Source organism: Vibrio sp. M60_M70, from assembly GCF_037162085.1.
Taxonomy (GTDB): domain Bacteria; phylum Pseudomonadota; class Gammaproteobacteria; order Enterobacterales; family Vibrionaceae; genus Vibrio; species Vibrio diabolicus.
In genome coordinates this window covers 3,299,295-3,318,176 of the sequence record NZ_JARLUL010000001.1, presented here as the reverse complement: position 1 = coordinate 3,318,176, position 18,882 = coordinate 3,299,295, and the positions used below count along the sequence as shown (strand labels likewise).

At 47.2% G+C, this 18,882-nt stretch carries 13 protein-coding genes, 1 tRNA gene and 2 rRNA genes; 11 read left to right on the top strand and 5 right to left on the bottom strand.

The window, feature by feature from the left end; all coding sequences use genetic code 11:
* Positions 1 to 168 precede the first annotated feature (168 nt).
* The 3 genes from P4S59_RS15515 (at position 169) to P4S59_RS15505 (ending at position 3,428) form a co-directional block, all read left to right on the top strand.
* Positions 169 to 3,057 (top strand): 23S ribosomal RNA (locus tag P4S59_RS15515).
* 93 nt (positions 3,058 to 3,150) lie between these two features.
* Positions 3,151 to 3,267, top strand: a 5S ribosomal RNA gene (gene rrf, locus P4S59_RS15510).
* Positions 3,268 to 3,337: 70 nt separating this feature from the next.
* Positions 3,338 to 3,428, top strand: a tRNA-Ser gene (locus P4S59_RS15505).
* Between the two features lie 732 nt (positions 3,429 to 4,160).
* Here the strand turns inward: P4S59_RS15505 and P4S59_RS15500 are convergent.
* The 4 genes from P4S59_RS15500 to hemC are packed head-to-tail and all read right to left on the bottom strand — an operon-like array spanning position 4,161 to position 8,240.
* The gene (locus P4S59_RS15500; RefSeq protein WP_226422153.1) at positions 4,161 to 5,342 is read right to left on the bottom strand and encodes a heme biosynthesis protein HemY; all 1,182 of its coding nucleotides are present in this window, start codon (positions 5,340 to 5,342) and stop codon (positions 4,161 to 4,163) included.
* Positions 5,342 to 6,553: a uroporphyrinogen-III C-methyltransferase gene (locus P4S59_RS15495; protein WP_337168613.1), complete on the bottom strand. Its 1,212-nt coding sequence runs from the start codon at positions 6,551 to 6,553 to the stop codon at positions 5,342 to 5,344. The genes P4S59_RS15500 and P4S59_RS15495 overlap by 1 nt, the downstream gene beginning before the upstream one ends.
* 17 nt (positions 6,554 to 6,570) lie before the next feature.
* Positions 6,571 to 7,299: a uroporphyrinogen-III synthase gene (locus P4S59_RS15490; protein ID WP_053807593.1), complete on the bottom strand. Its 729-nt coding sequence runs from the start codon at positions 7,297 to 7,299 to the stop codon at positions 6,571 to 6,573.
* Positions 7,300 to 7,301: 2 nt separating this feature from the next.
* On the bottom strand, positions 7,302 to 8,240 hold the full coding sequence (gene hemC / locus P4S59_RS15485; protein ID WP_258692728.1) for a hydroxymethylbilane synthase: 939 nt from the start codon (positions 8,238 to 8,240) through the stop codon (positions 7,302 to 7,304).
* Between the two features lie 346 nt (positions 8,241 to 8,586).
* Between hemC and P4S59_RS15480 the strand changes: the two genes are divergently transcribed.
* The gene (locus tag P4S59_RS15480) at positions 8,587 to 11,115 is read left to right on the top strand and encodes a class I adenylate cyclase (protein ID WP_337168612.1); all 2,529 of its coding nucleotides are present in this window, start codon (positions 8,587 to 8,589) and stop codon (positions 11,113 to 11,115) included.
* 66 nt (positions 11,116 to 11,181) lie between these two features.
* Here the strand turns inward: P4S59_RS15480 and cyaY are convergent, their stop codons facing one another.
* A complete protein-coding gene (gene cyaY, locus P4S59_RS15475) occupies positions 11,182 to 11,496 on the bottom strand; it encodes an iron donor protein CyaY (protein WP_012841286.1) in 315 nt (104 codons plus the stop codon).
* A 74-nt stretch (positions 11,497 to 11,570) separates the two neighbouring features.
* Between cyaY and lptM the strand changes: the two genes are divergently transcribed.
* The 7 genes from lptM to P4S59_RS15440 all read left to right on the top strand — a co-directional run bounded on the left by lptM (position 11,571) and on the right by P4S59_RS15440 (position 18,816).
* Complete coding sequence (lptM, locus tag P4S59_RS24425) at positions 11,571 to 11,687, top strand: LPS translocon maturation chaperone LptM (RefSeq protein WP_005378746.1); 117 nt, start codon at positions 11,571 to 11,573, stop codon at positions 11,685 to 11,687.
* A gap of 61 nt (positions 11,688 to 11,748) precedes the next feature.
* Positions 11,749 to 13,002 carry a diaminopimelate decarboxylase gene (lysA, locus tag P4S59_RS15465; protein ID WP_006743007.1) on the top strand — a complete coding sequence of 418 codons (1,254 nt, stop codon included), beginning with the start codon at positions 11,749 to 11,751 and terminating at the stop codon, positions 13,000 to 13,002.
* Between the two features lie 10 nt (positions 13,003 to 13,012).
* Complete coding sequence (gene dapF / locus P4S59_RS15460) at positions 13,013 to 13,843, top strand: diaminopimelate epimerase (protein ID WP_006743008.1); 831 nt, start codon at positions 13,013 to 13,015, stop codon at positions 13,841 to 13,843.
* On the top strand, positions 13,837 to 14,568 hold the full coding sequence (locus P4S59_RS15455; RefSeq protein ID WP_006743009.1) for a DUF484 family protein: 732 nt from the start codon (positions 13,837 to 13,839) through the stop codon (positions 14,566 to 14,568). The genes dapF and P4S59_RS15455 overlap by 7 nt, the downstream gene beginning before the upstream one ends.
* Positions 14,534 to 15,466, top strand: coding sequence for a tyrosine recombinase XerC (gene xerC, locus P4S59_RS15450; RefSeq protein ID WP_012841287.1), 933 nt, complete (start codon positions 14,534 to 14,536; stop codon positions 15,464 to 15,466). The genes P4S59_RS15455 and xerC overlap by 35 nt, the downstream gene beginning before the upstream one ends.
* A gap of 8 nt (positions 15,467 to 15,474) precedes the next feature.
* Complete coding sequence (gene yigB, locus P4S59_RS15445; RefSeq protein WP_104969949.1) at positions 15,475 to 16,191, top strand: 5-amino-6-(5-phospho-D-ribitylamino)uracil phosphatase YigB; 717 nt, start codon at positions 15,475 to 15,477, stop codon at positions 16,189 to 16,191.
* A 138-nt stretch (positions 16,192 to 16,329) separates the two neighbouring features.
* A complete protein-coding gene (locus P4S59_RS15440; RefSeq protein ID WP_337168611.1) occupies positions 16,330 to 18,816 on the top strand; it encodes an EAL domain-containing protein in 2,487 nt (828 codons plus the stop codon).
* Positions 18,817 to 18,882: the final 66 nt, after the last annotated feature.

The following is an 18,882-nucleotide window of genomic DNA, read 5'->3' as shown; positions in this document are numbered from 1 at the left end:
GTTGTTTGTAAAGTTCTCAAAGTATTCATGTATTTGAATACAACTAAAAACACATTCAAGTGTTCTTGGAATTTGAGTCCGGCAAAATCGATATGTCTCTCGCTCATTCAAATAATGAGAGACAACTTTGGTTGTTTAACATCAATTCGAAACTCCTTCGGGTTGTATGGTTAAGTGACTAAGCGTACACGGTGGATGCCTTGGCAGTCAGAGGCGATGAAGGACGTATTAACTTGCGATAAGCCCAGATTAGGTAGTAAAAACCATTTGAGTCTGGGATTTCCGAATGGGGAAACCCACTTACATAAGTAAGTATCGTTATGTGAATACATAGCATAACGAGGCGAACCGGGGGAACTGAAACATCTAAGTACCCCGAGGAAAAGAAATCAACCGAGATTCCGAAAGTAGCGGCGAGCGAAATTGGACTAGCCCTTAAGCTTTATAGGCGTTAGGTGAACAAGCTGGAAAGCTTGGCGATACAGGGTGATAGCCCCGTAACTGACGACGCATATTCAGTGAAATCGAGTAGGGCGGGACACGTGATATCCTGTCTGAATATGGGGGGACCATCCTCCAAGGCTAAATACTACTGACTGACCGATAGTGAACCAGTACCGTGAGGGAAAGGCGAAAAGAACCCCTGTGAGGGGAGTGAAATAGAACCTGAAACCGTGTACGTACAAGCAGTAGGAGCAGGCTTGTCCTGTGACTGCGTACCTTTTGTATAATGGGTCAGCGACTTATATTCAGTGGCAAGGTTAACCATCTAGGGGAGCCGTAGGGAAACCGAGTCTTAACTGGGCGTTCAGTCTCTGGATATAGACCCGAAACCAGGTGATCTAGCCATGGGCAGGTTGAAGGTTGAGTAACATCAACTGGAGGACCGAACCGACTAATGTTGAAAAATTAGCGGATGACTTGTGGCTAGGGGTGAAAGGCCAATCAAACCTGGAGATAGCTGGTTCTCCCCGAAAGCTATTTAGGTAGCGCCTCGGACGAATACTACTGGGGGTAGAGCACTGTTAAGGCTAGGGGGTCATCCCGACTTACCAACCCTTTGCAAACTCCGAATACCAGTAAGTACTATCCGGGAGACACACGGCGGGTGCTAACGTCCGTCGTGGAGAGGGAAACAACCCAGACCGCCAGCTAAGGTCCCAAATTACTACTAAGTGGGAAACGATGTGGGAAGGCTCAGACAGCCAGGATGTTGGCTTAGAAGCAGCCATCATTTAAAGAAAGCGTAATAGCTCACTGGTCGAGTCGGCCTGCGCGGAAGATGTAACGGGGCTAAGTAGTAAACCGAAGCTGCGGCAATACTCTTTGAGTATTGGGTAGGGGAGCGTTCTGTAAGCGGTTGAAGGTGTGTGGTAACGCATGCTGGACGTATCAGAAGTGCGAATGCTGACATGAGTAACGATAAAGGGGGTGAAAAACCTCCTCGCCGGAAGACCAAGGGTTCCTGTCCAACGTTAATCGGGGCAGGGTAAGTCGACCCCTAAGGCGAGGCCGAAAGGCGTAGTCGATGGGAAACGGGTTAATATTCCCGTACTTCTTACAATTGCGATGGGGGGACGGAGAAGGCTAGGTGGGCCTGGCGACGGTTGTCCAGGTTCAAGTGCGTAGGCTTGAGAGTTAGGTAAATCCGGCTCTCTTTAAGGCTGAGACACGACGTCGAGCATCTACGGATGTGAAGTCATTGATGCCATGCTTCCAGGAAAAGCCTCTAAGCTTCAGATTGTAAGGAATCGTACCCCAAACCGACACAGGTGGTCGGGTAGAGAATACCAAGGCGCTTGAGAGAACTCGGGTGAAGGAACTAGGCAAAATGGTACCGTAACTTCGGGAGAAGGTACGCTCTCGACGGTGAAGTCCCTCGCGGATGGAGCTATTGAGAGTCGCAGATACCAGGTGGCTGCAACTGTTTATTAAAAACACAGCACTGTGCAAAATCGTAAGATGACGTATACGGTGTGACGCCTGCCCGGTGCCGGAAGGTTAATTGATGGGGTTAGACTTCGGTCGAAGCTCTTGATCGAAGCCCCGGTAAACGGCGGCCGTAACTATAACGGTCCTAAGGTAGCGAAATTCCTTGTCGGGTAAGTTCCGACCTGCACGAATGGCGTAATGATGGCCACGCTGTCTCCACCCGAGACTCAGTGAAATTGAAATCGCTGTGAAGATGCAGTGTACCCGCGGCTAGACGGAAAGACCCCGTGAACCTTTACTACAGCTTGGCACTGAACATTGACCCTACATGTGTAGGATAGGTGGGAGGCTTTGAAGCGCAGTCGCTAGATTGCGTGGAGCCGTCCTTGAAATACCACCCTTGTAGTGTTGATGTTCTAACGTCGACCCCTTATCGGGGTTGCGGACAGTGCCTGGTGGGTAGTTTGACTGGGGCGGTCTCCTCCCAAAGCGTAACGGAGGAGCACGAAGGTGGGCTAATCACGGTTGGACATCGTGAGGTTAGTGCAATGGCATAAGCCCGCTTGACTGCGAGAATGACAATTCGAGCAGGTGCGAAAGCAGGTCATAGTGATCCGGTGGTTCTGAATGGAAGGGCCATCGCTCAACGGATAAAAGGTACTCCGGGGATAACAGGCTGATACCGCCCAAGAGTTCATATCGACGGCGGTGTTTGGCACCTCGATGTCGGCTCATCACATCCTGGGGCTGAAGTCGGTCCCAAGGGTATGGCTGTTCGCCATTTAAAGTGGTACGCGAGCTGGGTTTAGAACGTCGTGAGACAGTTCGGTCCCTATCTGCCGTGGGCGTTGGAGAATTGAAAGGGGCTGCTCCTAGTACGAGAGGACCGGAGTGGACGAACCTCTGGTGTTCGGGTTGTGTCGCCAGACGCATTGCCCGGTAGCTAAGTTCGGGATCGATAACCGCTGAAAGCATCTAAGCGGGAAGCGAGCCTTGAGATGAGTTCTCCCTGATACTTTAAGTATCCTAAAGGGTTGTCGTAGACTACGACGTTGATAGGCAGGGTGTGTAAGCGTTGTGAGGCGTTGAGCTAACCTGTACTAATTGCCCGTGAGGCTTAACCATACAACACCCAAGGGGTTTTGATGGACTCAATGAAAGAACATTGAATGTGTAAGAACGAGAATTAAGAAACAGCTTTCCGAATTAAAGAATTTGCTTGGCGACCATAGCGTTTTGGACCCACCTGACTTCCATGCCGAACTCAGAAGTGAAACGAAATAGCGCCGATGGTAGTGTGGGGCTTCCCCATGTGAGAGTAGGACATCGCCAGGCTTTAAATATCGTTATTTGCATAGACAAGTAACAACATCATCGGTGTACTAATCTGTTGATGACAATTTGTGGAGAGATGGCTGAGTGGTTGAAAGCACCGGTCTTGAAAACCGGCATACGTTAATAGCGTATCTAGGGTTCAAATCCCTATCTCTCCGCCACTATTCAGAAGCCTCGCTAGAAATAGCGAGGCTTTCTTCGTTTCTGACGCTTGGAGATTCGTTAGGGACTGGAATCAATCCCTTAGCTGATCGTATCCCCGGACTAGGTATCCCTGCACTATGTCACTTGAGAAGCCTTGCTTTAAGCGCGTTCTCGCTATCCACAGGTTGTGCAGCGACAGAAGTTCATAACTTTATCTTCTAACGAGAGCCATCAAGTCTGAGTATTGGCATTCCTACCTCTAAGGGTGAAGTGTTTCTGTTAACAAGAGACTTGCCTTTACTCTATATTACGTGCGTTAGCGCTCTTCGTGTTACCTAATAGCTATTCGCTATCTTGCTCTAGTTGGTACAATAAACACGGTCTAAGTATTGTATAGGAGACAGTCCTTCATTGAAGAGAATGGAGAGTATCGGAGCTTATGTACCTATTTTTGCTTCCTGCACTATTTCAAGTTACCTGTATTTTGTTAGTAGAGCTCCTTCCTAGAAACTTATATTTGGTTGTTCGCCTTGAAGAAAGTGTGCAAGCTATTTTTTAGAGGATTTTATTGGGCTTAATGGAGTGCTGCTTGGAACGAATTAAGGAAGCTTTGCTAGGGCTTCCCAATGAAGTTCAGGCGATTGCAGGGCATTAGCTCTAGTGGATATTGCAGGTTTGTGGAGTGTTGATGAGTGACAGGCAATAAAAAAGCCGACAGTAAACTGCCGGCTTGGTTAGATGACTGCTACTTAGTCGTTCTGGACGAGCGTGAGAGCTTTACGAGAGACTTCGTGAGCGGCTTTAGTTAGATTCTGCTTCTCTAGTGTATCTGCTAGGAATGCATAATCAGAGACGTCAGAGCGAAGCTTTAAGGCGATCTCAAAGTGGTCTTGGGCTTCTTGCCACTTCTCTTGACGGAAATAGAAGTGCGCTAATGCGCTATGCGCTGCGGCGTTATCTGGCTCTTTCTTCACTACTCCCTCTAAGAAAACCACGACAGGGTGGATATCTGGCAGGTTTAGATCTGGCAGTAGTTGATAAAGCTCAGGAGCCGGTTGTTTTTTCAATGCTTCTTTTAGCACAGTAAAGGCTTCAGCATCTGCTTTCCGGGCTATCAACTCACGAGCAAAACAGGCGACTAGGTGTGTGTCTTGTTTTACTTTGCGTGCAAGGCTATTCCAATGAGAGATAAGCCCTTCGCTACCTTGCTGCTGTGCCACTTCATGGAGTAAGCCGCATTGCGCCTTTTGAATCAGCTCTGCGTGTTCTTCTTCCGTGATGAGTCTTGCTTTGGTGAGTTGTGGCAAGAGGTCAATAAGAGGTTGCCACAATTTTAGCTGCATGTACGTTGTTTTCAGCAAGTTCAATACAATCGAATTACTCGCATACTGACCTTTTAACGATTGCAAAGTATCGAAAGCAGCCTCGAACTCGTTATCGCGAATAAACTGTTTAGCACGAGTTAGCTCTACTGCAAGATGAGCATTCTCTTGCTGGCTTGCTAGCTCTAGGTAGTGATCACGTTTTGCTTTATCACCTTGACCTTGTGCAGCTTCAGACGCGACTAAGTAACAAAGTAGCGGCATATCGTGATGATTCGCCCAACGAGTCACTTTTTTCTCGGCACCTTTCCAGTCTCCTTCAAGGAGTTTAATAATGCCTTCATTGGTGTATCGACGGGAATGGCGCATTTTGCGCACACTGAAGTAGTTCCATGTTGTAGAACTTGCGTAAACTAGCTTTTTAATTAGGTACTCAAGTAGAAAAAGACCTGCGAGTGCTGCGATAACGAATACGACCAATGTCGTTACGCTCATCTCGATCGTTTTCTCAGCGATGGAAATGAGTACATAGCCTTGCTGACCAGAAAATTGAGTGCCAACAAATAGTCCTGCACCTAGTACAACAAATAGGAAAATAAGACGAAACATTACTTATCCTCCATACCTGTCATCGTTGTGACTTCGCGACGTAGGCGCTCACGGATGACATCTGATAGTTGAGACTGACTTTGCAGTTTCGTTGGGTATTCCACTTGAATGTTTTGCTGGCTTAACTGGTTAACAGTTTTGTTGAACTCTTTAACGGAATTATCGTCTTGGTTGAAGAAAGCTAATGCCCATTTGTCGGCCGTTTTTAGAGACGTGGTGTAAATTTCACCTTGCTCTTGGTACACCGCTTTTATTGCGGTCTCCAATTTGGCTTTGATGTTTTCTTTTAGGTAAAAGTGTTGCTCAGGAGAAAGCAGTGGAATGACGTTACCATCGCGCGTGCGGAAGGTAATGAAGTTTTCTGAAAAGTCTTTCAGAGAGGTCATTAAGTTATCTTGCCAGTTTGCAATATCTTCCGACACTTCAGTGTTCTCTACGACTTCTGCTTCTGGGAGTAGTGCATTGGCGAGAGGTAGCTTGTCTACTTGCTGTTGCAGAGCAGTTAAGCGTAGTACCAATCCATCACGGTCAATCAGCTGGATAGTACGAAGTTTGGTGATATCGTTCGCCATTGCTTTACGTAGTTTGACGAGGCTAGGGTCATTCAGTGCTGCAATGCGTTGATCAGCACTTTCCATTAGTTGAGTTGCGCTTTCTACGTCATGCTCTAAGAACAGTTTACGACCTGCTAATTTGACGAGGTAATCGGCTTCAGCAAGTAGCCAGTCGTTTGGTCGGCGACCTTTCACATCGGCAACGGCAAGCTGTAAGCTTTCAATGCTCTTCTGTTGCTGTCCCAGTAACACTTCCGCTTTGTGTGTCACGGTCGTTGCTTTCTCGATGGTTTCTTCTTGTACCCGGCTGAGCTCTTGCTTCATGGAAGCTTGAGTGCTTTCTAGCTGACTTTTTAGTTGGGCGATCTGCGCTTGGTAATCGGCTTGCTGCTGATGTAGCTTGTATGCGAGGCCACCGCCAAAAATAATCGATAAGATGATAGCGACTGTGCCTAGTTTAACTCCGCGCTTGCCTTGTTTTTCTTCAAATTCGACTTTGGCTGGCTCGGCTGTTTTTGGGGGCTCGGCCACTTTTGGCTGTTCTTTTTTAGGGGCCGCATCCTGCTGCGATGTGCTTTTTTCGGCTATCGGTGCCGATGAGGTTTCTTCGGAAAGGTTTTTATCGTTATTTTTTTGGTCGTTATTTTTACTTGTCATGCCTATATCCTGTGTAGCTAGGGCTGGAGAGCCGCCAGTAATTCTTGGTTGGATGCGCTTCCCGTGCATCTCACCCGAGTGAACCCCCTTTGAAGTGCGATGTCAGCGATACGCTGACTGGGGATATACAACTCTTGTTGATTAAGCCAAGTCAATTGCTCTGACGTCAATTGGCTGCACAAATAATCCAGTTGCTCACCACTGGTGACGATGATCTGGTCAATTTGTAGGGTTTTCCATAGTGAGACACAGCTTACTGGATCGAATGGGATGAATTCTCTCTTGTAAGTCTCACTATAGTGAACTTTTGCGCCACGTCTCACCAATGCATCTTTGATCAGCTCTCTTCCACCGTTCCCACGAAGGATAAGAACCTGTTGTTGGGCCACATTATTGAGCTCTGGCAGTCGCAATAAATGTTCACTATCACTGACTTGGGGATAGTGTACTTTCTGTTGGGTACATTTGCTTAAATAGTGTGCTGTTTTTTGACCAACGGCAAGGTAAATGGCTTGTTTCGGCCATGATGTCTCGTTGCTGGCTATGATTTGCTGTGCACATTGCACGGCATGTCGACTAACAGCGATAACAATTTGAGCTTGATGCAGGTGTTTAGAGAGGTGCGTGTCCGTGAGATCGGCGACAATGTCGATCAGAGGATGGTGATATGCGGAAATGCCGTGCCTTTCGAGCAGAGAGCAAAGCGCGCTGCCTTGCTCTCCCGGCCGAGTGACCAACACTGCCATGATTATTCGTGATCTGCGTACAGCTTAGTTAGGATTTCACGAGCGCCGTTATCCAGTAGTTCATTGGCTAACTGCACTCCTAACGTTTCGCCGTCTTTACGATGGCCATGGATTTCACCACGAACAATTTCGCTGCCATCTGGTTCGCCAACTAATGCGCGTAGCCAAATGTTATCGCCATCTAGCAGGGCGTAGCTGCCGATAGGTACCTGACAGCCGCCTTCTAGCGTCAGGTTCATTGCGCGCTCACACAAAACGCGGTCTACAGTGTCTTGGTGGTTAAGTGGCTCAAGTAGCTTAAGCAGCCTTTCATCGTCAAGGCGGCACTCAATACCGACAGCACCTTGGCCAACCGCAGGTAATGATTGCTCTGGCTCGATAAAGCTACGAATGCGCTCTTCAAGCTTCAATCGTTTAAGGCCTGCTGCAGCAAGAATGATCGCATCGTATTCACCCGCATCTAGTTTACCAAGACGAGTGCCCACATTACCGCGAAGCTCTTTAATGATGATATCTGGACGATATTCTTTCAGTTGGCATTGACGGCGCAAACTGCAAGTACCAACCACTGCACCTTGAGGGAGTTCATCAATGTTGCTATAGGTATTGGAAACGAAAGCATCACGAGGGTCTTCACGTTCACAAATGGTCACGAGGCCAAGACCTTCCGGGAAATCGACGGGCACGTCCTTCATTGAGTGAACGGCAAGGTCTGCACGGCCTTCTAGCATTGCGACTTCAAGCTCTTTTACGAATAAGCCTTTGCCGCCAACTTTTGCTAGCGGTGTATCTAAAATCACGTCACCTTTGGTCACCATGGTTACTAACTCGACTTCCAAACCAGGGTGAGCGGCTTGAAGGGCGTCTTTGACAAAGTAAGCTTGCCATAAAGCAAGAGGGCTTTTTCGAGTTGCAATGCGAATAGGTGTGGATTGTGTCATGATCTTCTCAATGCTGTTTGGATTTGGGTTTATCCTACCATTCTCATCAAGAAATGCTTACTGTTAGTTCGTTATCTCTGAGAGCTATGAATGGAATTACATGACGTTATGAAAATAGTGTGACTGGATTCTCAATTAGACTAAGGACTATTATTAGTAATAGGTAATAAGAGCGACACTACCGCGCGATTAATTTTGTGACTAAAGTATGGTTTTGCATCCTGAGTGGTGCGTGGGCGTGAAACTTTACCCGCACCAATAAAAGTGTTAAATTGATCACGTTTTTAGGCCATTTTGGTTTAAAACGTCAGCAGATTTTCGTGATTGTTCAACCAAGGAATTCCCCTTGCAGGCTTACACCCAAAAAATCATTCAGCGACTAGATAATTTGAATCAGCAGCGAGTTGATCGCGCGCTGGCGCTTATGGATTCGCAAAGCCAGCAAGTCTTCCACTTGATTCCTGCCTTGTTGAACTACAACCATCCTGTGATTCCTGGCTATTACGATGCAGATGTCCCGTTTGGTGTACATGGGCTGGCGCTAAATAGCATTCAGCAGCAATTTATTGATGACATTCAACTTGCGATTGGTCAGCCACTTAAGACAGCAGAGAAGCCGGCTATCTTGGGCTTATACACCATGGGCAGTACCTCATCAATTGGTCAAAGTACTTCTAGTGATTTAGATATTTGGGTGTGTATTTCGCCAGATATGGATTGTGACGAGCGAGAATTGCTGACCAATAAATGCTTGCTGATCACCGACTGGGCACAAAGCCAAGGGGTGGAGGCGAACTTCTTCTTAATGGATGAAGAACGCTTTAGAAGCAACCATTCTGAAGAGATGACGGGTGATAACTGTGGCTCATCTCAGCACTTACTTTTGCTTGATGAATTCTATCGTAGCGCGGTGCGTATTGCTGGACAGCGTTTATTATGGCAAATAGTGCCGCCAGAAATGGAAGAGTGTTACGACGAGTACGTTTCTCAATTGTGCAGTGAAGGTTACATTGACTGTAGTGAATGGATCGACTTTGGTAAATTGAACCGCATTCCTGCTGAAGAGTACTTCGGCTCGAACTTGTGGCAGCTATACAAAAGTATCGATTCTCCCTACAAATCGGTATTAAAAGCCATTCTGCTTGAAGCTTATTCGTGGGAATACCCTCATACGCAGCTGCTAAGCATCGACACCAAACGTCGTTTCTTTGCCCATGAGCCAGATCTCTACGGTATGGATGCGTACTACTTAATGCTGGAAAAAGTGACTCGCTATTTAGAGCGAATCCAAGACGACACTCGTTTGGATTTGGTGCGCCGTTGCTTCTATCTCAAAACCCATGAAAAGTTGTCGCGTGAACCGGATGTTGGTTCAGTGGCTTGGCGCCGTGAAGCGCTGAGCGACATGATTGCAAAATGGGATTGGGATGCCAGCGTTGTTGCTGAGCTCGATGATCGCCGCAACTGGAAAGTTGAACAGGTAAAAGTGGTGCATCATGCGTTGCTGGATGCGTTGATGCAGAGCTACCGTAATTTGATTCAATTTGCGCGTCGCAACGACATTACCTCCGCTATCAGCCCGCAAGACATCAGTATTTTGGCTCGTAAGCTTTACGCCGCTTTTGAAGTATTGCCGGGCAAAGTGACGTTGCTCAACCCGCAGATTTCCCCTGATTTGCATGAACCGGATTTAAGCTTCATCGAAGTAAAAGATGGTGGTGTGAACAAGTCTGGTTGGTATCTCTATAAACAACCTCTGATCGCGCACCGCATTTTGGGGCAGCCATACTTAGAACATCATGAATACTTGAGCAAGTTAGTCTCTTGGGCATTCTTTAATGGTTTAATCACCGAGTCGACTCGTTTGCACGCGGTGGTGCGTGAAGCGCAACTGGATATCGATAAGTTCTACCAAATGGTGAGCGACTTACGAAATACCTTTGCGCTGCGTAAGCGCCGTCCGACGATGCAGGCATTAGCGAGCCCATGTGAGATCAGCCAGCTAGCGATGTTCATCAACTTTGAAAATGATCCTACGTCAGAGCTTTCGGGCCGTTCACTGAAAGTGGATGTGAAAAATACCGATATCTTCAGTTTTGGTCCGGAACATAAAAACTTAGTCGGCAGTGTCGACTTGGTTTACCGTAACTCCTGGCATGAAGTGCGTACGCTGCATTTCAAAGGGGAAACGGCGATGCTGGACGCACTGAAAACTATTCTGGGCAAAATGCACCAAGACGCGTTGCCACCAGAATCGGTGGATGTGTTCTGTTATGCGAAGAACATGCGTGGTGTTATGCGTAATATGGTCTACCAGCTTTTAGCGGAATGTATCGACTTACGCTTGAAGCCAGTAGAGCAAGAAAAACGTCGCCGCTTTAAAGCGATGCGCCTTGGTAACCAAACTTACGGGCTGTTCTTTGAACGTCGTGGTGTGTCGGTGCAGAAGTTAGAAAACTCCATTGATTTCTATCGCAGCATTTCTACTAACAAACTTAAAGGCTCGCCGCTATTAATGCTCGATCGTGAGCAAGAGTATCAAATGCCAGAAGCGGTGGATGGTTTTGCTAGTGAAGGTCTGGTGCAGTTCTTCTTTGAAGATAATGAAGATGGCTTCAATATTTATGTGTTGGATGAGTCAAACCAAGTTGAAGTGTATCACCAGTTTAGTGGCTCTAAAGACGAGATGATTTCGTCCGTGAACAGCTTTTACACATCAGTAAAAGACGACAGTCGTGTTGCGTCGAAATTTATCAATTTTAACCTGCCGCAGTACTACCAGATTATCCATCCTGAAGAGGGCAATACTTATATCATCCCTTATCGTAATGATGGTTGCTCGCCGCATCGTCCGACGAAAGCGGTAAACGCGTAATTAAACCCGTATCAATAAACAAAAAGAGCACTTCGGTGCTCTTTTTTTGGTGACGATTGACCAGCATTATGCCCAATCAATGGCTTCGCCCGCGTGCTTTTCACACTCTTGCTTCACCATTTCAAATAGCTCCATGCCCGTTTTTGAGCAGGTCCATTTATCTTCAATAAGCTTGAAGTGGAAACCACCAGATTTGGACGCTAGCCAGATCTCATGCATCGGCTCTTGGCGGTTAATGATGATTTGGCTGCGGTCTTCAAATTCCAATGTCATTACGTTGCCAGTGACTTCGTAATCAATGTCTGCGCCTGAATCATCGATGGATTCTTCGATGATTTGCATCTGCGCATCCACCAGTTGATGAAATTCAGTATCGTTCATCCGTCTATCCTATTGCTTTTCCTGAGTGTGGTGCGATTATAGGGGGCATTGATTCAATAATCACGATATGCGAAATGAAAAAATTAGTTACTGTGTTGTTTGTGATGGTTGCCGCGACGTTAGCGGGATGTGGCCAGTCTGGCTCACTATACATTCCAGATGACACTCAGCAGAATGAGCAATCACAATAAATAACCGCGCCTTAGGGTGAAATTAGGGTTCAGCAGTCGAATAAAATAAGGGAAGCGAATTTTGGATTACTTCAACTATCAGGATGATGGCCAGCTTTGGGCCGAAGACGTCCCACTTCAAGCTCTTGCAGAGCAATATGGCACTCCTCTTTACGTATATTCTCGAGCCACGCTAGAGCGCCACTGGAAGGCGTTTGATAGTGCTGTGGGTCAACATCCTCATCTAGTTTGCTACGCGGTGAAAGCGAACTCAAACCTAGGCGTATTGAACGCACTGGCGCGTTTGGGTTCGGGCTTTGATATCGTATCAGGTGGTGAACTTGAGCGTGTGATTGCCGCAGGCGGTGATCCGAAGAAAGTCGTCTTCTCTGGTGTTGGGAAAACACCTGCAGAAATGAAGCGTGCTCTTGAGCTAGGTATCAAATGTTTCAACGTTGAATCTGAGCCTGAGCTAGAACGTTTGAATAAGGTTGCGGGTGAGCTTGGTGTGATTGCGCCAATTTCTCTGCGTATCAATCCAGATGTCGACGCGAAAACACACCCTTACATTTCGACTGGTCTTCGCGACAATAAATTCGGCATTGCATTTGATCGTGCGCCAGATGTTTATAAATTCGCGCAAAGCCTGCCGAACTTGAATGTGCAAGGCATCGACTGCCACATTGGTTCTCAGCTCACCAATATCGACCCATTTATCGACGCGACAGACCGTTTATTAGCCCTGATTGATGATTTAAAAGCGCAAGGCATTAACATTCGTCACCTTGATGTCGGCGGCGGTTTGGGTGTGGTCTATCGTGATGAGTTACCACCTCAGCCTTCAGATTACGCCAAAGCGTTACTTGGTCGTCTTGAAAATCACCAAGACTTGGAGCTGATTTTTGAGCCGGGCCGAGCAATTGCTGCGAATGCAGGTATCTTGCTAACGCGTGTTGAGTTTTTAAAACATACTGAGCACAAGAACTTTGCCATCATCGATGCGGCAATGAACGACTTGATGCGTCCTGCACTATACCAAGCATGGCAAGATATCGTGCCAGTTTCGCCGCGCACGGGTGAAGCACAGACTTACGATTTGGTTGGCCCTATTTGTGAAACCGGCGACTTCTTGGGTAAAGATCGCGCACTCGTTTTGCAAGAAGGTGATCTACTCGCGGTTCGTTCAGCAGGTGCCTATGGTTTTGTGATGTCTTCGAACTACAATACTCGTACCCGAGCGGCAGAAGTAATGGTGGATGGTAAACAAAGCCACTTAGTTCGCCAGCGTGAGGAGCTGACCAGTTTGTGGCAGCTGGAACAGATTCTACCGGAGTAACACACAACAAATGCATTTCCACTTTTCCAAAATGCACGGTTTGGGCAACGACTTCATGGTCGTCGACTGTATTACCCAGAACGTGTTTTTCTCGCAAGACCTGATCCGCCGTTTGGCGGATCGTCATACCGGCGTTGGTTTTGACCAATTGCTCGTGGTAGAAGCCCCTTACGACCCGGAAACTGATTTCCATTATCGGATTTTCAATGCCGATGGTAGTGAAGTCGAGCAGTGCGGGAATGGCGCGCGCTGCTTCGCGCGTTTTGTTCGCTTAAAAGGGTTGACCAATAAATACAGCATCAGCGTAAGCACCAAAAAAGGAAAGATGATTCTCAACATCGAAGATGATGGAGAAGTGACGGTCAACATGGGCGTTCCAGAGTTTGAGCCGAACAAAATTCCTTTCAAAGCCAAGCAAAAAGAGAAAACCTACATCATGCGCGCTGGTGAAAAAACGTTGTTCTGTGGCGCGGTAAGCATGGGTAACCCGCATGTGGTGACGGTGGTCGATGACGTGGATACTGCTGATGTCGATACATTAGGCCCGCTGCTTGAGTCGCACGAGCGTTTCCCAGAGCGCGTCAACGCTGGCTTTATGCAGGTGGTGAGTCGTGACCATATTCGTCTTCGAGTTTACGAGCGAGGCGCAGGTGAAACACAAGCTTGTGGTAGTGGCGCATGCGCGGCGGTAGCGGTAGGGATTCTTCAGGGTCTGCTGGATGAAAACGTTAAGGTTTCTCTACCAGGTGGTGAACTGCGAATTGCGTGGCAAGGTCCGGGTAAGCCGTTGTTTATGACCGGACCTACAACGCATGTATTTGATGGTCAATTGTCTTGCTAGTAGAAGAAAAAGGAAACGGTTTGTCTCAAGTAGAAGCAGATGCCTTAACGGCTGAAGTGGTGGCCGAGTACCTCAAAGATCATCCCGATTTTTTTGTGCAGCGTCCGGAGCTTGTGGATCGTCTATCTTTCCCACACTCAGACTTGGGTGCGGTGTCTTTGGTGCACATACAAATGAATCGCCAACGTCAGCGCATTGAAGAGTTAGAGGAAGAGATCACCACACTGATGTCGCTTGCGGCGAACAACGATCGCACCTTTTATGAATTTATGGATTTGCAGGGGCAGATTCTAAAGTGTGGTGACTTTAAACAAGTCATTCATTCTATTGAAGAGAAAGCTAAAGCACTGGGCTTACGTGCGTTTGTTCGATTGTTTAGTCAATGCGACGCATCGATTCAATTGAGTAAGGAAAGTTATCAACGTTTTGCGACCACTCACTTAAATGGCAAAGACGCGTACCTAGGACGTCTTCGCAAAGTGGATCGTGAAGCTTTGTTTGGCAATATGGATGTGCCGGAAATGGGGTCCTATGTGGTACTGCCGCTCGTGAAACAGCAAACACTGGGCGTGCTTGCTTTTTCTAGTGAAGATGGCGGCCATTTTCAGCCAGATATGGATACCTTGTTTTTGCGTCACCTATCATTAGTAGTGGCACATCTCGCTCAAACATTGGTATGGCAAAGTTACGATGACGACAACTCCCAACACTCCTCTGCCAAATAGTCTGCAAAAGCCTCTTGAGCGCTTCTATGAATTCTTACGAAGCGAAAAGGGGCTCAGCCTACATACTCAACGCAATTACAAACAGCAGCTAGAAACCATGGCGCAGCACTTGGCTGAAATGGGACTTAAAGATTGGTCTCAAGTGGATGCAGGCTGGGTACGCCAATTAGCAGGTAAGGGCATGCGGGAAGGCATGAAAGCCAGCAGTTTGGCGACGCGCCTCTCATCGCTGCGTAGCTTTTTCGATTTCCTTATTCTGCGTGGCGAGATGTCAGCTAACCCTGCCAAAGGGGTTTCAGCGCCACGTAAAAAGCGCCCGTTGCCGAAAAACCTCGATGTTGATGAAGTGAGCCAACTGCTTGAGGTCAACGAAGACGACCCGTTGGCTGTGCGTGATCGCGCCATGATGGAGCTGATGTACGGTGCAGGCTTGCGTTTGGCTGAGTTGGTGAGTGTGGATGTACGTGATGTACAACTGCGCAGTGGCGAGCTTCGTGTTATCGGTAAAGGCGATAAAGAACGTAAAGTACCATTCTCTGGCATGGCAACTGAATGGGTTGCCAAGTGGCTGAAAGTCAGGGGCGATCTTGCTGCGCCAGGTGAACCCGCCTTGTTTGTGTCTAAACTCGGAACGCGTATTTCGCACCGTAGCGTGCAAAAACGTATGGCAGAATGGGGACAGAAACAGTCTGTGGCGAGCCATATTAGTCCGCATAAATTGCGTCACTCGTTTGCGACACATATGCTCGAATCCAGCAATAACTTACGTGCGGTGCAAGAGCTTTTAGGACACGAGAACATTTCGACGACCCAAATCTACACGCACTTGGATTTCCAACATTTAGCGCAAGCCTACGACCAAGCCCACCCACGCGCACGTAAAAAGAACGGGGAGTGAGCCGAAGTATGAAATTTTATCGCCGTATCGAGCCTATTAAGGCCATGACCTTCGATCTTGATGACACGCTGTATGACAATTACCCGGTGATTATCCGCATGGAGCGTGAGTTGCTAGCTTGGTTGCAGCAAACGCATCCTGCCGTGGCGCACATGGATAAGGCTGATTGGATGCAGGTAAAAAAACATGTGCTCCAGCAGAGACCGGATCTCAGAAGCGATGTGACGCTTTGGCGTTTAGTGCAGCTAAAGCATGGTTTTCTTTCAGTTGGCTATGATGAAGCGCAAGCTCAAGCCGCAGCTGAAGAGGGTGTGCAGCTCGCTTTGGATTGGCGCAGTCAGTTTGAAGTGCCCCAATCAAGCTTAGATGTTTTGACACAATTGGGAGAGCGAGTTCCGCTCGTGGCGATCACAAACGGCAACGTCGATGTAGATAAAATTGGCTTAACGCCGTATTTTCAATGTGTACTCAAAGCGGGGCCAGATGGGTTAGCGAAACCCGCCACCGATATGTTTACTAAGGCGAAACGGTTCTTGGATATTCCAGCAGAGAATATTCTGCATGTCGGTGATCACCTAACCACGGATGTGCATGGTGCAAAGTCGGCTGGTTTTGCGGCTTGTTGGTTCAATGATATGAATAAAAATGTCATTAACCATTCAAAAACACGTACTTTACCTGATATTGAAATCAATAGTTTGCAGCCGTTACTCACACTTTTTTAATTGCTTTCGCATTAATCCATTCTAATCTCATTTTGTGTCTAGAAAAGCAGCGTAAAGCCACGTAAATTATTCACTATTAAGTAAAAAGAGTAACGCCACACGTCGTGGTGAAGATAGTGTTACGGCAGTGGTAGGCGCATGCGAGCTTTTTCAAAACTGGTTTATGATGTCAGTCAGTTAAATGACTTTTTAGTCACTTCTCAGTTCTCTTCAAGTAAACAATATTTGGTGCAAATATTGTCGACTCAATCACGCGACTTTACGACCACACTTGCGGACGCTGTTTTATTGTTGCTGCCGAATGCTCATGTCGTGGGGCATAGTACGCGTAATGTCATTCTGGAAGGGGAGATATTTACCTCTGGTTGCCTGATCAGTGTGGCTGAGTTCGAACAAACCACGCTTACTTCTGCTGTACAAACCTACTCTTACTCCCCCGATATTGATGGTGGAGAGCTCAAACGCTCGCTTCTGTTGCAGCACAATTCGCAAGTGATCCTCAGCTTTGCTGTGCAAATTGAACGACGTGACTATCCCTTGTTTCAAACCTTCGCTAGTGAAGAAGTCGTGATCTCTGGAGGTTTGGCGCAGAGTATTGATGATGGCTGTTGGGTGCTATATCAAAACCGAGTTTACGATAATGCCGTGGTCGCCGTAGCTTTGCACAGCGATACCTTGAAGCTATGGACGGATGCGTATTCGGAATGGAACCCGATTGGCATGCCACATAAAGTCACCCATGCAAAAGGAACGCGCTTGTATTGCTTAGGTGAACAGAAAGCGTTGGACGTATACAAGCGTTATTTGGCGGATGGCCATGATGTGACGCTGAGTCAGTTGCTCAGCTTTCCTTTGTATCGAGAAAGTTTGGGGCGCAAGGAAGTTTGCACGGTAACGGAGCTGCACGCTGATGGCAGTATGAGTTTCGACAGGCCTTGGTGTCTTGGTGACGAAGTACAATTTTGCTATAACCACCCCTCATTAACGCTCGAACAGGTGCGACATGGTGTGGTTGAGTTAGCCATGCACCAACCTGAAGTCGTGATGATTTTTAACTGCGCGTCACGGTTAGACTTTATTGACAGCAGCGACGAAGTCCAAGCCTTCAAAGATATCGCGACGACGTTTGGTAGTTATTGTATGGGGGAACTGCATGGCGGTATTGGACAGCCAGAAATTCTTCATCACAGTCTGACGTATTTAGCGATGCGAGAGGGAGACGAAGTGCAAACATTGAACTTGCCTAAGTCGCCCGTTAGCTCCTCTATTTCACCATTGTTTAGCTTGATTCGAAATGCGATTGGCGACCTCAACCATATGAACGCGCATATGGGGTATCAACTCGATCGCCAAACGCGCAAGTTACAAGAAAGCTATCGGCGAGATAGTCGCACTGGATTACAAAACCGAGTCGCGCTGCAAGAGCGGCTGAGTAGCATCGATTTGGATGAGCACTTGCTGACTCTAAAGCTACTTAACTTCAGCCATATCAATGAAAAATACGGTTATAGAGTAGGGGATCAGCTACTTAAAGACCTCTCAATGCATTTTACGAATCGACTGCGAAAGCGTTTTGGCATGCCAACGGCTTTGCAGCTTTATAGTATTGGGGTTGGTGAGTGGGCGTTCATATTTAAAGCTGACCAAAGCAGCGAAACCATCAAACAGCACTTTACTCGTTTTGCCGACGCGGTAGAGCAAACTAATTTTGAGCCAATTGGTCTGCGCGAAATAGATTATCTTTCTATCTCGCTGTGCGGTGGCTTAGTGAGTCGTCGAGATTTTCCATCAGCTTCTGCAGATGAGCTATTGCTTAAAGGCATTGAAGCGAGGCGTTCCGGTGTGCGCAGTAATACCCATATCTGCAATGCGAAAGACATCGAAGTCAGTGAGGATGTGCGTAAGGAGCAACTTGGATGGTTGAGTTGCGTCAGTAAAGCCATTCTCAAACAGAACATCATCACCTATAGCCAGCCGATAGTGCATGCGGATAGCCATAAATTGGCAAGCCAAGAATGTTTGGTTCGCATTTTGGAGGAGGATGGAACGGTGATTGCGCCAGGGCGCTTCCTGCCTATTATTTCCGATACGCATCTTTATACTCGATTGAGTCGGCACATGATCCATTCTACGTTACATTACATGCGAGATAAGCAAGGTGACTTTTCTATTAACTTGTCGCCGCAAGATTTGCTTAGTGATAAAACTTTAATGCTTTTAGAGCATGAAATTTGTCAGCTCAATGACCCTAGGCGAATTGGTTTGGAAGTGTTGGAATCTGAGCAAATCAAAGACTACGGTCGAATGATCGAAGTATGCAGTCATTTCAGAAGCTTAGGAGCGCGTATCATTGTTGATGATTTTGGCTCAGGTTATTCCAATATTGATGAAATCCTAAAGCTGGAGCCGGAAGTCATAAAGCTCGATGGCAGCTTGATCCGTGATATCGATAAAGACTTAAAGCAGCGCAAAATAGCTTCTCAGTTGGTGCGTTTATGTCAGGTGTTTAACGCGGAGACGGTGGCGGAGTTTGTCCACAATCGAGAGGTGTGCAAAATCGCGCAGGATATGGGCGTCGACTATCTGCAAGGCTATTATCTGGGTGAGCCGACCCGATTATTTTAATGCTGTTTCACGTGAAACCATTCCAATAAAAAAACGCAGCCTTGGCTGCGTTTTTTTATTTTGAGC